Raw genomic sequence first — 14,546 nt, 5'->3', positions numbered from 1 at the left:
TTTAGTCCATTAATCATTTTTCTAGCGCGAAAATCCCCTCTTTATAAAGGCTAAATACCAATAAAATGCTATAATATACTTATCATATATTGACTAGGAGCCTAAAAGATGCAAGCAAATTTGGCGCGACGTTTGAGACCGCGAACGATAGATGAAATTATCGGCCAGCGCCATCTTGTAGGCGAAGGCAAAATTATCCGACGAATGGTTGAAACTAAGCTACTCAGTTCAATGATCCTCTACGGTCCTCCAGGGATTGGAAAGACCTCGATTGCCTCCGCCATTGCAGGGACTGCAGATATGGCCTTTCGAACTTTTAATGCCACCTCTGACAAAAAAACAAAGTTGCAAGAAATTGCAGCAGAAGCCCAATTTTCCGGGCAACTCGTCCTCCTTTTGGATGAAATCCATCGTCTCGATAAACCCAAGCAAGATTTTTTACTGCCCTTACTCGAAAATGGTGAAATTATCTTGATTGGGGCGACGACCGAGAATCCTTATTTCAGTGTGGTGCCAGCCATTCGGAGCCGAGTTCAAATTTTTGAGCTGAAACCTCTAATGCCTGAGGATATTGCACTCGCAGTTGATCGTGCCATCGCTGATTCTGACCGTGGGTTTGATTTTGACGTCACACTAGATGACGATGCCAAACAGTTTTTGAGCCATTCGACAAATGGTGATGTTAGATCCGCTTTGAATTCGCTAGAGCTTGCTGTTTTATCAAGTTCTGAACACCATGTTACTTTAGATGATATGGCAAATTCCCTACAAAAATCTGCTGCGACCTTTGATAAAGATGGTGATGCCCACTATGACCTCTTATCTGCGCTTCAAAAATCAATTCGCGGATCAGATGTCAATGCGAGCCTGCATTATGCGGCACGTTTGATTGAAGGCGGCGACTTGCAAAGTATCTCCAGACGGCTCATGGTTATCGCCTACGAGGATATCGGTCTAGCTAACCCAGATGCGGGCGCTCGTACCGTGACAGCTGTTACGGCAGCTGAACGACTTGGGTTTCCAGAAGCCCGGATTCCACTGGCTAATGTCGTGGTTGATCTAGCCTTATCCCCTAAATCCAACGCAGCCTACACAGCTATGGATTCAGCCATCGCTGATCTACATAAATACGGTGCGCTACCCATTCCACCTCATCTACAAGATGGCCATTATGCTGGCGCTAAAAAGCTTGGACGGGCTGAACATTACCAGTATCCCCATAATTTTCCAGGCCATTGGGTCGATCAACAGTATCTACCCGACAAGTTAAAACATGCTGACTATTTCCATTCTGATGGTTTAGGCAAATACGAGCGCGCCTTACAACTGAGGCAGGAAGAAATTAATCGACACAAAAGCAAGTAAGTAAATGATGTCACTTTTTATCAAAGTACATCTACCACTACCATCAATCAACAGATAAAGGAGGCAAATGACTGATCTACTTTTACAAGCCAAAGACCGACTCCTAGCAGCAGAGCTTGCCTATCAAGAAGCTGATTCATCACTTACTCTGGCGATGACTCAGCTAGAAGTAGCTCAAAAAGATCGGTCTGAAGCCCAAAGGAATTTTGAAATCAAAACCTTGAATTACTCTCTTGCCATTCAAAATGCCAGTAATTTAGAGGTACAACCCTATTTATCAGAAAAATCGCTCACTGCAGCCAATCACGACCTTGATGTCACAAAGAAAGAATATGATGCTGCACAAGGTATCAAGCATGAACAGGAGTCAATCAGTCAGGCTGCATTTTATACTGTTGTTCAAGCGCAAGCTGTTTACGATGCGACTAAACTTGAATTTGATAGTGCAAATTACGATTATGCGCGCATCTTACGTGAGAGAAAAATACCTTTACTTGGTGAACTCGAGCCAGCTAATCAAACTGAGATACCTCCAGAGAACATTGATTTTCTGATGCAGTTCCTCAATCACCCCTTGCCTGATTATGAAGGAATGGATAATTTATCCGATGATCAGCAGGTAACTAATGCCGATTATGATACTAGCTTGCCATTCGAAAAACGACCTGCAATCGAAAAGCCTCCATTTATTATGGAGTTACAACCCACGATGGATAAATCAAATATTGGTCATATCACTTGGCATTTTGACTCCCCCATCCCGCCTAAGAACGAAAATAAAATGGAGAACTAAACTGATGACTAGAGAAGAATTAGAACGACGCATCCGAACAGAACTAAACTTACCACATTTTAAAGCACAAATCGATGAGAATCGCGACTATAGCGAAGATGATTACCAAGAATTCAAAAGTAGCTTGGTCAATTATTACAAAGCATACGTACAAGATATTGACACTGATTTTCAAGGTGGTCTTGACTGATTAAACTAATAAACATGCCTTAAAAGTTAGATGTTTCCAACTTTTAAGGCATGTTTTTATTAACTATAAGATTTAAGCTGAAGCAAAAACAATACGTCTTGTCGTCTCATCAATACAAGTTTGCAAAACAATTCTCTCGCCACCACCTGTTGAGGTAATTTCCCCATACATTGAGGCACCTGTGTTGACATCATTACCATTTCCTTATCGTTTTTAGGATCACCTTTTTCTCTTGCTAAAGTCTGCGTCGAAACGACAAAACTAGCCCAAAACGTAAGGGAGAGCGTTATTATCTTTAACATTTTTTTATTCTTCATATCATTACCACAAGCTTTCATCAATTATCCTTTTATTTTTTCGCAACACCTTCTACCACTTTAAATGACTTATCTAATAGCTCAAATTCCCCTGGAATATGTTCAGAGATATGCACTTCTTTACTTTTGGTAACAAATACAGCATCTATTTCATCGTGATCATTCACAAACTTCATGCCTTTTTCTAACCCCATATTCATCAGTACATTACTATATGCATCATCATAGGTAGGATTATCCCCAACCATGGTAACGCTTAATAGATCAGTCTCCATCGGATAACCAGTTTTTGTGTCAAATAAATGGGAATAAATTTTATCTCCAGCCTTTAAGTATCGTCCATAATAGTTTGTTGTATCAAATCTCGTGTGTCTGCTGGTCAGGACGCCGACTAACGGGCTATCTTGATTCTCACCTAATTGTGGATTGGCAATACCCACTTCCCATTTACCATTTTTATGATTTGGATTTTTACCCATGGTATAGGCATGACCACCTAGGTTGACAACTGCGGTTGTCACACCCTGATCTTTAAGTGTTTTCAATAATATTTCCGCAATAAAACCTTTGCCAATGCCATCGGCTTCAATCATCATCCCTTTTTTCTTGAGAAAAACAGTTTGATCTTTGGCATTTAGAACAATATCGTCAATATTCACTTTATCTAAAGTTGCTTTGACCAACTCATCTGATGGCACTTGTCCACTCGAAAAGCCAATATGCCAGAGTTGTGTCATGACACCAACAGTGGGATTATAATAACCATCAGAACTTTTGCCATACTTTTGCAAAGCTTCTGCTAGCTCAAAAGTAACTTTTGAAACTTTAACCGGCTTAATCCCTGCTTGTGCATTAATTCTATCGAATTCACTTTCACCTTGCTCATAAACCTCAAATTTTGCTGCTAATTCATTGAGCTGATTTTTGACAACGTCAAAGTCCGCATCTCCATGTCCTTTATCATAAATTAAGACTTGAGCATAAGTACCTGCTGCAAATTCCTCATTTTTATAAGGTTCTTTCATCAGTTGAACTTTTTTTTCTTTCGCTTCAGATTCCTTCGTCTTTTTCTGACAGCCTGAGCTAGCAATTAAAGCTGGCATCAACAGTAAAATAACACCTATTCCCCACCGCAATTTTTTTTCATTTAATCCTCTCTTTCGTGTCCCTCACACATCTCATATGACGTTTTATGACGCTAAAACGTTTTCAGTTCTTTATTTTTATTTTAACTTATTTATCATATTAAATCAACTTATATCTTATATCTAATAAAAAGCGTATTATGTTAAATTAAACGAATAAAAAATGTTGATAGAATAAATTTGACAGGCTTGATAACCTAAGTTAAACTTAAGATACATAAAAAACAGATCCAAAAAAGGAGTCTCATGCAAACATTTGCGAGCAAAGCAGCAGAAAAAAACTACTATGAACAAGAGGCAAGTGAACAGGAGTTCTTGACTTGGTATGCCAAACAAGATCGACCAACTTATGAAACACCTAGCGTCACTGTTGACAATGTCATCTTGGCCTACAATCCTGATACGCATCGGGTTAATCTTTTGTTAATCCAACGCAAGGCGCATCCTGATTTACATCATTGGGCGCTGCCTGGCGGTTTTCTAGATAAAACTGAAGATACAACGCAAGCGGCTATCCGTGAAGTTTTTGAGGAAACACATCTTAAGATTGACCCTAAACGCGTGGATCAGTTGGAGACGGTCGCAACGCCTGGTCGTGATCCTAGAGGTTGGGTGATTACTGTGGCACATTTAACCTATCTCCCTAACTTTCCTGAGACTCAGGCAGGAGATGATGCTGCGCGTACGCAGTGGTTTGATTTCTCGGTAGATCCTGAGACGCTTGAGCTGCACATTAGTGGTGTGCCTGATCAGTTGCTCGCCTTTGATCATGCTGAAATTCTCAAAAAGGCTAGTCAAGTCATTCAGGAAAGTTTTGAAGTCAAACCTAAATGGCTCAATCTGCTGCCGCCAGTTTTTAGCTGGCAAGCAGTCGAGACAATCGCTAAACAGTTTAGCGGACGAAAAATAAGTGAGCAAATCGCCCACTATCGTGAGATGTATATGATTCCTGTCAATACTGAAAAACAAGGAGATACTGATAAGCCACACGCATTTTTCAGCTTAAAGGCACCGATTTGAATTATAAAGAATAGAAAAAACACATGTTCTAGCGGATAAGCTAAAACATGTGTTTTTGTATTGCGTCTGAATTAATTTAAAAACTTAATTAATTTTATTCGAAACGTAGTCCACAACTTGACCCAAAGTTAAGATGTGCTCTGCATCTTCATCAGAGATTTCAATGCCAAATTCATCTTCTAAAGCCAGGGTGAACTCCATCAAGCTAATTGAATCTGCGCCTAAATCTTCAACAATATTAGTTTCTAGCGTGACATGATCTGCATCAAGCTCTAACGTCTCCACCAAATTTTCTTTTATCTTAGCAAAAAGATCTTCTTTACTGATCGCCATTTATTTGTCCTCCTGATAATGTTGCACTAATTTTCCAACCACGTCAGTTTCTAGCATTTTATGCGTTTGTTTAAGTGTCGCAAAAATCGCGTCTGCATTTGAGGAGCCGTGGCTTTTGATAACAGGTGCTTTCAAGCCAAACAAGACAGCACCGCCTGCTTTCTCATAATCTAGCGCATCTTTTAAACTGTATAAAGATTTTTTCATCAGCAAGGCACCAAGTTTTGATGCAATACCGCCATCTTTAATAGATGTTTTCAGTAATTTCATCAAGCTTGATGCTGTACCTTCAATTGATTTGAGGACAGCATTGCCAGTGAAACCATCCACGACGACAACATCAGCCACACCACTCATCAAATCACGCGCTTCGACATTACCGATAAAGTTCAGGCTCTCATCTGCTGCAAGCAGGTCATAAGTCTCTTTTTGCAATGGTGCACCCTTACTAGCTTCAGAGCCGTTGTTCAAAAGTCCGATACGTGGAGACGTCACGCCTCTGACGTTGGAAGCGTAAAAGGACCCAAGAATGGCAAAGTTATAGAGATGGTGCGCCGTATTCTCAGCATTGGCACCGAGGTCTAACATATCAAACCCTTTACCATCCAAAGTCGGTAGGGTTGACAACAAACCAGGTCGATCAACTTGCTTGATCCGGCCAACTGTAAAGATACCACTTGCAAGCAAAGCACCTGTATTGCCTGCAGAAACAAGCGCATCTGCCTCGCCATTTTTAACCGCTGTCGCAGCTAAAACCATGCTTGCTGTCTTCTTACGACGAATCGCCTTGACAGGGTCAGCTTCACCAGAATCAATCTTTTCAGTCGTATGGACAATGGTAATGTTAGTCTCATCGCTCAATAATGGGCGAATTTTCGTTTCATCACCAAATAAAATAAACTCAGTGTCTGGAAATTCGGCTCGCGCCAAAAGACACCCCTCGACAACAGATTTGGGTGCAAAATCGCCACCCATTGCGTCAATCGCTAATTTCTTTTTCATTCTAACATTATAGCACATAACCCTGACAAGGGTCAATATACAGCACAGCAACAGCATTTAAAGACGTTTTTTAAACTATCCATATTATTAAATATCAAGAGATTTCAAGCAAGGGATTGTTTAAAAGCGAGTTAAAATATTATACTTTTTATCCGGAAAAGGGCTGTATATCAACGATATATGACAATTTTTTGGCTTTCAACATTTTTAACTTCTCTTGTTAAACGCATGGACGCACGAAAAAAATGCACAGCGACTGCTGAACGACGCAAGATAGAGGGCGAGGGGAAGGATGCCCCACCTCAAAACTTTTGAACTTGTAACGATCCGTTGTTAAATGTTTAAACCATTTAGCCTTTCTGATATAATAAAGTGAAGCGAAGCCTTACATAACTTGCATTACTCATGAAATAATAAATAACTACAAAATACCTAGGCGCAAGAAAGGAAAAAATAACATGAATAGTAATTTAATATTCTATAATGACGATTCTGAAAATATTCACATCGAAGCTTTGTTTGAAGATGAAAACATTTGGTTGACTCAAGCACAAATAGTAGACCTATATCAAACAAGCAAATCAAATGTTAGTGAACATATTAAACACATTTTTGAAGATGGAGAGTTAAACGAAGACTCAGTTGTTCGGAATATCCGAATAACTGCAAGTGACGGTAAAAATTATAATACAAAACACTACAATCTTGACTTAATCTTATCAGTCGGTTATCGTATCAAATCAAAAATAGCAACCCAATTCCGTATATGGGCTACTGAGCTTATAAAAGAATATCTAAAAAAAGGTTTTGTCATGAACGACGACAGACTTAAAAATTTAGGTGGCGGGAATTATTGGAAAGAACTCCTCACAAGAATACGTGATATTAGATCAAGTGAGAAAGTGATGTATCGACAAGTGTTAGACTTGTACGCTACTGCTATTGACTACGATCCTAAAGCTGATGCCAGTGTTTTATTCTTTCAAATTGTTCAAAATAAACTACATTTTGGGGCTCATTGTCATACAGCTTCAGAAGTTATCTATTACCGGGTAGACAGTAACAAACCATTTGCTGGTCTCACAAGTTTTAAAGGTAAGCAACCCACTCAAGCTGAAGCAATGATTGCTAAGAATTACTTAACAGAACAGGAACTTCGGGTACTGAATAATTTAGTTTCTGCCTATTTTGATTTGGCTGAGTTGAATGCTATTGAAGAAAAAGAAATGCGTATGACTGATTATGTCATAGAGCTTGATAATATCTTAAAGTCAACCGGTCGTAATGTTCTTGAGGGAGCTGGTAAAGTTACTACAAAATCAGCTCAAGAAAAGGCTAAACTAGAACTGAAAAGATATAAAGCCAAAACACTTGACCCTGTAGAAGAAGATTATTTAAAACTTATCAATAATCTTGAAAAGCAAGCTAAAAAAGAAAGTCGTAAAAAGTAGATATAGCAAAATCTTAGCAATTCTAAAGAATAAAACCCTGACAAGGGTCAATATACAGCACAGCAACAGCATTTAAAGACGTTTTTAAAATTATCCATATTATTAAATATCAATGTGTCTTTGTTAGGCAAAGTCCCTGATAGCAAAGCTAGATACCTTTTGAATGAGATGCTCTATTGCGCCATTTTGAAAACTTAATATAACTCGTTCACAATATAATTGATAATAATTTCGTTTTCAATGAGGTCACTATGTTGCGCATCATCACCATAAAAAACCTTTTCCTTATAGCTCGTAATATCATTTTTATAAATTTCTTCACTGGCTAGTACACTTGTAATAGGTACAACACCATCACTACCATCTTTATAATCTCCCGCAATTGAGACCATTGACAGGCTGTTAGGAATCGCATGTTTCATCTGAACCATGTATTGCAATCTTTCTGTTTCTTTTAATAAGCCCCTATTCGGATAAGGATTATCCTCTGTCTCAAGATCGTTATATGGCGTTCCTAATGTGATCAGTTTTTTCATTTGACTGGTTTGACTGCTTGTTTCTTCTTCTAAATACATTGTCCATGCTAAGCCGCCATTGGAATGTCCTACTGCGTCATAGGCATCAAATTTGTATAAGTCATGCGCTTTGTCCATAGCAATCTGAATCCATTTCGCTTGTTCATCAACGGCCTCTTCAGAATTGTCAGCAAAACTGATGACAATAAAAGGATTAACGGATTTTTTCCTTAATGATGATGTCCACTTCAAGTCTCCATTTTTTTGGACCTCTATTTTTAGGATATCTCTTGGACCTATTTTTTTTCGCATACTCTGAATAAAGTCATCAAATCTATCTTGATCCGAATTTGTACCTGGAATCAAGATGAGTGGTAGACGGCTGTCATCATTTAATTGTTTTGAATGTCCGACATCAACAAAGAATAGAAAAAAAGCCAACACAGATATAACAATTAATCCTGTAATGACGCCTCGTTTATTATTTGTCATTTCAATACCCTCGTTTTCATTGCGAAATAACTCTAATATAAGAGTAGCACTTCTATCATAAAAATACTACCATCGTGCTCATATTCAGTCTGGGTGATGAATCATTTTTTGACTGTAAGTTTGTAACAAAATTTACAAGCGTAAACAAAGCATATTTTCTTTTTTTTTATAGAATAGTAAGGTAATTAAAAATATTTAGAAAATATGAGGTCTTCCCATTGTCAAATATACTAGTTATTAAAGGGCACCCCCTTACATCTGAAACATCTTTCTCACTTAAAGCACTAGATCAATTTCTGTCTACTTATGAAGCAGCAAACCCATCTGATACAATCACTGTTCTTGATGTCTTCGCTGATAATGTCCCAGAAATTGATGCTGACATCGCTTCAGCCTTCAACGCCTTGGCTGCTGGTACTGAATTTGGTGACCTTAGCGCTGATCAACAAGCTAAAGTGGGCCGTTTCGGTGAGTTGACTGATCAATTCCTCGCTGCTGATAAAATTGTGATTGCTAACCCACTTTGGAACCTTAGCATGCCAACACGCCTTAAAGCATGGATCGACACAATCAATGTTGCTGGTAAAACTTTCAAATACACTGCTGAAGGTCCTGTCGGTCTTGCTGGTGGTAAAAAAGTTCTCCACATCCAAGCCAATGGTGGTGCCTACAATGGAAACGATGCGTCTTCTCAATACCTTAACAGCATTTTAAACTTCATCGGTATCGATGACATCACTTCAGTTTACATCGAAGGTCATGCCTACGAACCTGAACGTGCTAATGAAATCTTGGCTGCTGCTTTGGCTGAAGTTGACGGCATTGCCAAAACATTTTAATACTTAAACATCAGTCCTATTAATAAAAACGAAAATACGCCTTATCTGTATTAATAAATACAAGATCGAGGCGTATTTTTTATGATTTTTATGCAGATATGACTTCAAAATGCAAGAAGCAAACTCATATCAAACTTGAAATATAAGTTGCTGTTTCTAGCGGATTACTAATTGGGAAAAAATGACCATCATTTAATTTTATAACTTGTTCATGATCTATAGGTAGTGAATAACTCTTATCTCGTTTGCCCCACAAAACGTCATAAACGCGATGTTCCGAGAGGGTGAGAGTCATACCTTTTAATACTTTGTTTAACTCTAAAGTCGTATTTAATATTCTGGGCGAATTAAAACTCGCTTTGACGCGTTTTAAATACATATCATTTTTTGCTACGTTCGTCAAAAGAAGACCATTGCGATTAAAGTAATGTGCTAATTGTTTGTCTGATGCTTGTTTTAACATTAGCTTACTCAGCCAAGAATACGGCTCTTTAACGATTTTTTTGAAAGGTGGCTGTAAAAGGATGATCTTGTCACTTTCAACCAAATAATTTCGATTTGAAGCTTCCATTAATAAGGCTGCACCAAAAGAATGGCCGATAAAAATGGCACCCTCAGGCATTGCCTTTTTGATCGACGCGATCAAATCCAGATAGGGTATTAAGCTATCTCTTGACTTAACAAAAGGTGACTTTCCAAAACCTGGCAAATCAGGTATGATAATCTCTCTAGCCGTTTGCTTGTTTAAGGCTAAACCTAAGTCAAACAAATCGGTGCCATCACTAAATAGCCCATGAATCAACACAAGGGGTTTACCTTTCCCATCTAAACGGTAAACTGTTGCCCCCTGTAGACTTGTTCTGGTATAGGGAGTGATCCCTGCTTCACCATAAGTTAAACGAAAATCTATATCTGCAATCGCCAGAGGAACGTTGGATGCAGACAGTTTGCTCACCAATTCGGGTTCAAAATCATTTTTAGTCAATTGATTATCAAATGTTCTATTCGTCAAAAAATTTAAACTACTTTTAGGAATCCCAGTGAGCTGACTTCCACCAAAAGTCATCACAAATTTTAATAGACCAAACGGAACAGTCAAACGAGGTGTCTTGATATGCATACTTTCAGAGATTGTCGTCATTAAATCTGAAATATCAGGATCTGAAGCTTTATCGGAAACAAGCGTGTAGGTCATTTTTTCTTGTGTCTCGTTAAATATCGTTTGCACGATAAACTCTGCTATGATATTTTTATTAATTAAAGGCAGTCGATAGTCTTTGCCACCAGGTATAACTGGTAAAGAACCGCCTCTAATGATTTTTATAAATAAACCAAAACCGCCTAATTGTGCCGTATCCCCAGTCTGATCATCCCCAATAACTGTTGGGGGATTAATGACAGCTAAAGGGATATGATTTTTTTTAGCTTCTTGTCGCATATAAATATCTGATAAAAACTTCATCTGCTCATATGGCGGCGTTCCGATTAAAGCTGGATGAACTTCGTTAAAAACATCAGTATCTTCCCATACAGAAGCCTCATCATTAAATGGACTCATATAACCCGCGACATGAATTAATTTTTTTAGCCCCTTTTGTTCCTGAATCTCTTTTGCCAAATCCATGACATAGCGACTGCCTTCTAAGAAGGCTTTTTTAGCCAATGTTTCTGATAAGGTAATATCCATTGGCCCGCCACAATGAAGGATCAGATCACAGTTCAAAACGCTTGCTTTATCCGTCTCATCCAAACCAAGATTTGGTTGCGTTAAATCACCTGTCACTAACGCTATCTTCGAAGGCGCTAATGCTTTCAGAGATGCTGCTCTTGATTGATCTCTTACTAGCAAAGTTAAGGAAACATCCTCCAACGCGAGTTGTTTAACAACTTCTTTTCCAATAAATCCTGTTGCACCAATCATTAATATGTTCAATTCATCCCCTTTTAGAACTGACTATTTTCCAAATAGTTCATCACAGACTGATCCTTGTGATGACCGATGATTTCGTCTGCTATCTCTTTGATTGGCTCACGTGCATTAGACATAGCAACCGCCTTGCCTGCATAATTTAACATTTCTAAATCATTAAGATTATCGCCAAATGCGACAATTTCCGATGGGCTGATGTCAAATTTTTCAGCGAGATGAGACAAGCCTGTGGCTTTACTGATGCCTTCTGGCATAATATCGATTGATTCAAACCCTGTGGTGACTGCCCGAACCCCTGCCGCTTGTTGATTGACCCAAGCTTCACCTTCCAGTACACGCTCAGATGTAAAACTGACGGTGAGTTTGAGAATGTCATCCACAACTTCCGAAAAATCAGAAACTGCTTGCACCTTTTCATAGTAAAAGTTAGCTTTTTTCTTGTAATAGTCGCTTGTTGTCTCTAAAATATAAGACCCATTGGCCCCGCTCAATAAAACAGAGTCATCCTGGATATAGTCAGACTTTCTGACGATATCAGCAATCTCCAAGACTTTATCAAAAGGCATTTTTTCTTCAAATAAAATATCATCACGATATTTGACGATCCCACCGTTTTCTGCGACAAAAATCATGCGGTCAGAAAAATCAGCAAACATCGCTTCCAAAGCCAAAAGTTGTCGGCCTGATGCCGCCACAAATAGTATATTATTTTGTTCTAGTTTTGTTAAAAGCGCATCAAAGCGTTCTCGATCATAGGCGCCATTGCCATCTAAGAAAGTGCCATCCATATCTGTTGCGATTAGTTTAATAGTCATGGTTTTATTATAACAGAAAAAGCCGTATCCCTACGACTTTAAATAACAAGAGTTTAGTCAGCCCAAAGCGCTTTAACTTTTGCTTGGACTTCATCATTTTCAAGGAACTCATCATAAGTTTCACCAATTCGATCAATCACACCGTTTTTAGAGATCACGATGATGTGGTTGGCAATGGTTTGGATGAATTCATGGTCATGACTGGCAAAGAGTAAACTGCCTTTGTAGTTAGTCAAACCTTCATTGAGTGATGAAATTGATTCCAAGTCCAAGTGATTGGTTGGGTCATCTAAAACAAGCACGTTTGATTTCAAGAGCATGAGTTTGCTTAGCATCACACGGACTTTTTCACCACCGGAGAGGACGTTAACAGACTTGTTAACTTCTTCACCAGAGAACAACATCCGACCTAAGAAACCACGAAGGAAAGTATTGTCGTCTTCTTCTTTGCTGGCAAATTGACGGAGCCAATCAAGAATAGTTTCGCCACCTGCAAAGTCGCGTGAATTGTCTTTTGGTAAGTAAGCTTGGCTTGTTGTCACGCCCCACTTCACCTCACCAGTGTACTCGATATCGCCCATGATGGCACGGATCAATGCTGTCGTTTGAATATCGTTTTGACCGATGAAGGCTGTTTTATCTCCTGGATTAAGGATAAAGCTGATCTTATCCAAGATCACTTCGCCATCAATTTTGACAGAGAGATTGTCAACTTTTAGCAAGTCATTTCCGATTTCCCGGTCAGGCTTAAAGTTGATGAAAGGATATTTACGAGAAGAAGGCACAATCTCGTCCAACTCGATTTTATCCAACATTTTTTTACGAGATGTCGCTTGCTTAGATTTAGACGCATTGGCAGAGAAACGCGCGATAAAGTCTTGCAATTCTTTGATTTTTTCTTCTGATTTACGGTTGGCATCACCTTGCAATTTAAGGGCAAGTTCTGATGATTCTTTCCAGAAATCATAGTTACCAACAAAGAGTTTGATTTTACCAAAGTCCAAATCGGCCATGTGCGTACATACTTTATTCAAGAAGTGACGGTCATGGGAGACAACGATGACTGTATTTTCGAAGTTAATCAAAAATTCTTCTAACCAGTTAATCGACTGGATGTCCAGACCATTGGTTGGCTCGTCAAGAAGGAGAACGTCTGGTTTCCCAAACAAGGCTTGCGCTAGGAGAACTTTGACTTTTTCACCATTGGTCAATTCTGACATGTTTTGCATGTGCAAAGCATCAGGAATTCCAAGGTTTTGCAACAATTGCGCTGCATCAGATTCTGCTTCCCAGCCACCAAGCTCAGCAAATTCACCTTCGAGTTCAGCTGAACGCATGCCGTCTTCATCTGTGAAGTCTTCCTTCATGTAGATGGCATCTTTTTCAACTTTAACGTCATAGAGGCGTTGATGCCCCATCAAAACAACGTCCAAAACAGGGATGTCTTCATAGTCAAAGTGGTTCTGACGTAGAATACTCATCCGCTCATCTGGTCCCATCGACGTGTGGCCTGTGCTTGGCTCAATATCGCCTGCTAAAATTTTCAGGAAAGTTGATTTTCCTGCACCATTGGCCCCGATTAAACCGTAACAGTTGCCTGGTAAAAATTTAATATTCACTTCATCAAACAGTTTACGGTCTGAAAACTGCAAACTAATATCGCTTACTTGTAGCATTTTTGTCCTCTTATCTTCAATTTACGTGTTATTTCTATTCTAGCATTTTTACAAGGAAATAAAAAGCCTGCGAATTAGTGAAAAGTAGATTGTTTTTGTCAAGTATGGCATGACGTACCATATCTCAAACATTCTTGCTTCTTGTAAGTCAAAACTTTTAGCAATTTTGGGGCAGAGCTAGTTTTTTCTATAAACATAGAAATCAAACTTATTTCCCATGTCATTCGTGGCATATTTCTGGTCGTATATGACATTTTGTTTTTTGTGTGATAAAATTACGCTATACTAGACATATAAACAAATGAATTACAACAAGTTGGCCAACTTGTAAACTGGGGACATACTGCTATTGGACATAGACTGTTTAATGGCATTGCAGATGGAATTGGCGGAATAGCTAATCTGGGTGCATATAAGGAATAAAGGATAGAAAATATTATGTACACGAATTTACCGATTGGAACTAAAGACGCTATACTAGCGATTTGTCTTTTTATAATATTAGGACTCACTGTATTTTGCAAGTGGACTTGGTGGGAATGCTGCATTACTTTAATTGTAGTATGTCTAGCCTATTTTGCAGGAGAAATGAAACAAGTTAAAAGATTGGAATAATATTTATATGCTGCGAATGTTTAAAAATCTCCACGCTCTTTTAACACC

General features: G+C 38.8%; 14 protein-coding genes. 6 read left to right on the top strand and 8 right to left on the bottom strand.

Going from position 1 to position 14,546, the window contains the following annotated elements; genetic code table 11:
• The first annotated feature begins 108 nt into the window (after positions 1-108).
• The 3 genes from LRA01S_RS09225 (at position 109) to LRA01S_RS09215 (ending at position 2,348) form a co-directional block, all read left to right on the top strand.
• On the top strand, positions 109-1,365 hold the full coding sequence (locus tag LRA01S_RS09225; RefSeq protein ID WP_061775333.1) for a replication-associated recombination protein A: 1,257 nt from the start codon (positions 109-111) through the stop codon (positions 1,363-1,365).
• Between the two features lie 67 nt (positions 1,366-1,432).
• On the top strand, positions 1,433-2,158 hold the full coding sequence (locus tag LRA01S_RS09220) for a hypothetical protein (protein ID WP_061775332.1): 726 nt from the start codon (positions 1,433-1,435) through the stop codon (positions 2,156-2,158).
• Positions 2,159-2,162: 4 nt separating this feature from the next.
• Positions 2,163-2,348, top strand: coding sequence for a hypothetical protein (locus LRA01S_RS09215; RefSeq protein WP_061775331.1), 186 nt, complete (start codon positions 2,163-2,165; stop codon positions 2,346-2,348).
• Positions 2,349-2,407: 59 nt separating this feature from the next.
• On the opposite strand, the gene LRA01S_RS09210 is transcribed toward LRA01S_RS09215, so the two are convergent.
• The gene (locus LRA01S_RS09210) at positions 2,408-2,665 is read right to left on the bottom strand and encodes a hypothetical protein (protein WP_144259905.1); all 258 of its coding nucleotides are present in this window, start codon (positions 2,663-2,665) and stop codon (positions 2,408-2,410) included.
• A gap of 32 nt (positions 2,666-2,697) precedes the next feature.
• On the bottom strand, positions 2,698-3,768 hold the full coding sequence (locus LRA01S_RS09205; protein WP_061775329.1) for an FAD:protein FMN transferase: 1,071 nt from the start codon (positions 3,766-3,768) through the stop codon (positions 2,698-2,700).
• A 288-nt stretch (positions 3,769-4,056) separates the two neighbouring features.
• On the opposite strand from LRA01S_RS09205, the gene LRA01S_RS09200 reads away from it, so the two are divergent.
• A complete protein-coding gene (locus tag LRA01S_RS09200) occupies positions 4,057-4,830 on the top strand; it encodes an NUDIX domain-containing protein (RefSeq protein ID WP_061775328.1) in 774 nt (257 codons plus the stop codon).
• Between the two features lie 84 nt (positions 4,831-4,914).
• On the opposite strand, the gene acpP is transcribed toward LRA01S_RS09200, so the two are convergent.
• Together acpP and plsX are read right to left on the bottom strand one after the other, a co-directional pair.
• Positions 4,915-5,157: an acyl carrier protein gene (gene acpP / locus LRA01S_RS09195; RefSeq protein ID WP_171032048.1), complete on the bottom strand. Its 243-nt coding sequence runs from the start codon at positions 5,155-5,157 to the stop codon at positions 4,915-4,917.
• 6 nt (positions 5,158-5,163) lie between these two features.
• On the bottom strand, positions 5,164-6,165 hold the full coding sequence (gene plsX, locus LRA01S_RS09190; protein ID WP_061775326.1) for a phosphate acyltransferase PlsX: 1,002 nt from the start codon (positions 6,163-6,165) through the stop codon (positions 5,164-5,166).
• A gap of 458 nt (positions 6,166-6,623) precedes the next feature.
• Between plsX and rhuM the strand changes: the two genes are divergently transcribed.
• Positions 6,624-7,616 (top strand): RhuM family protein, encoded by a 993-nt coding sequence (gene rhuM, locus LRA01S_RS09185; protein WP_061775325.1) that lies wholly within the window; start codon positions 6,624-6,626, stop codon positions 7,614-7,616.
• 194 nt (positions 7,617-7,810) lie between these two features.
• Here the strand turns inward: rhuM and LRA01S_RS09180 are convergent, their stop codons facing one another.
• On the bottom strand, positions 7,811-8,623 hold the full coding sequence (locus LRA01S_RS09180; protein ID WP_082785442.1) for an alpha/beta hydrolase: 813 nt from the start codon (positions 8,621-8,623) through the stop codon (positions 7,811-7,813).
• 218 nt (positions 8,624-8,841) lie between these two features.
• Between LRA01S_RS09180 and LRA01S_RS09175 the strand changes: the two genes are divergently transcribed.
• A complete protein-coding gene (locus LRA01S_RS09175; protein WP_061775324.1) occupies positions 8,842-9,462 on the top strand; it encodes an NAD(P)H-dependent oxidoreductase in 621 nt (206 codons plus the stop codon).
• A gap of 124 nt (positions 9,463-9,586) precedes the next feature.
• Here LRA01S_RS09175 and LRA01S_RS09170 read toward each other — a convergent pair whose 3' ends face one another.
• Genes LRA01S_RS09170 through LRA01S_RS09160 form a run of 3 tightly spaced genes read right to left on the bottom strand, consistent with a single transcriptional unit; the run spans position 9,587 to position 13,883 of the window.
• Positions 9,587-11,383, bottom strand: coding sequence for an alpha/beta fold hydrolase (locus LRA01S_RS09170; RefSeq protein ID WP_249028465.1), 1,797 nt, complete (start codon positions 11,381-11,383; stop codon positions 9,587-9,589).
• Positions 11,384-11,406: 23 nt separating this feature from the next.
• Entirely contained in the window at positions 11,407-12,207 is an 801-nt protein-coding gene (locus tag LRA01S_RS09165; RefSeq protein WP_061775322.1) for a Cof-type HAD-IIB family hydrolase, read from the bottom strand.
• 53 nt (positions 12,208-12,260) lie between these two features.
• On the bottom strand, positions 12,261-13,883 hold the full coding sequence (locus LRA01S_RS09160; protein ID WP_061775321.1) for an ABC-F family ATP-binding cassette domain-containing protein: 1,623 nt from the start codon (positions 13,881-13,883) through the stop codon (positions 12,261-12,263).
• Positions 13,884-14,546 lie beyond the last annotated feature (663 nt).

The organism is Pseudolactococcus raffinolactis NBRC 100932 (genome assembly GCF_001591765.1).
GTDB classification, from domain to species: domain Bacteria; phylum Bacillota; class Bacilli; order Lactobacillales; family Streptococcaceae; genus Pseudolactococcus; species Pseudolactococcus raffinolactis.
Note: the sequence above shows the minus strand (reverse complement) of the source record. Positions and strands in the feature narration are given on the sequence as shown.

Coding starts and splice junctions, on each gene's coding strand:
- LRA01S_RS09225 (WP_061775333.1), top strand. CDS start 109: ATGCAAGCAAATTTGGCGCGACGTTTGAGACCGCGAACGATAGATGAA.
- LRA01S_RS09220 (WP_061775332.1), top strand. CDS start 1,433: ATGACTGATCTACTTTTACAAGCCAAAGACCGACTCCTAGCAGCAGAG.
- LRA01S_RS09215 (WP_061775331.1), top strand. CDS start 2,163: ATGACTAGAGAAGAATTAGAACGACGCATCCGAACAGAACTAAACTTA.
- LRA01S_RS09210 (WP_144259905.1), bottom strand. CDS start 2,665: ATGAAGAATAAAAAAATGTTAAAGATAATAACGCTCTCCCTTACGTTT.
- LRA01S_RS09205 (WP_061775329.1), bottom strand. CDS start 3,768: ATGCCAGCTTTAATTGCTAGCTCAGGCTGTCAGAAAAAGACGAAGGAA.
- LRA01S_RS09200 (WP_061775328.1), top strand. CDS start 4,057: ATGCAAACATTTGCGAGCAAAGCAGCAGAAAAAAACTACTATGAACAA.
- plsX (WP_061775326.1), bottom strand. CDS start 6,165: ATGAAAAAGAAATTAGCGATTGACGCAATGGGTGGCGATTTTGCACCC.
- rhuM (WP_061775325.1), top strand. CDS start 6,624: ATGAATAGTAATTTAATATTCTATAATGACGATTCTGAAAATATTCAC.
- LRA01S_RS09180 (WP_082785442.1), bottom strand. CDS start 8,623: ATGACAAATAATAAACGAGGCGTCATTACAGGATTAATTGTTATATCT.
- LRA01S_RS09170 (WP_249028465.1), bottom strand. CDS start 11,383: ATGATTGGTGCAACAGGATTTATTGGAAAAGAAGTTGTTAAACAACTC.
- LRA01S_RS09165 (WP_061775322.1), bottom strand. CDS start 12,207: ATGACTATTAAACTAATCGCAACAGATATGGATGGCACTTTCTTAGAT.
- LRA01S_RS09160 (WP_061775321.1), bottom strand. CDS start 13,883: ATGCTACAAGTAAGCGATATTAGTTTGCAGTTTTCAGACCGTAAACTG.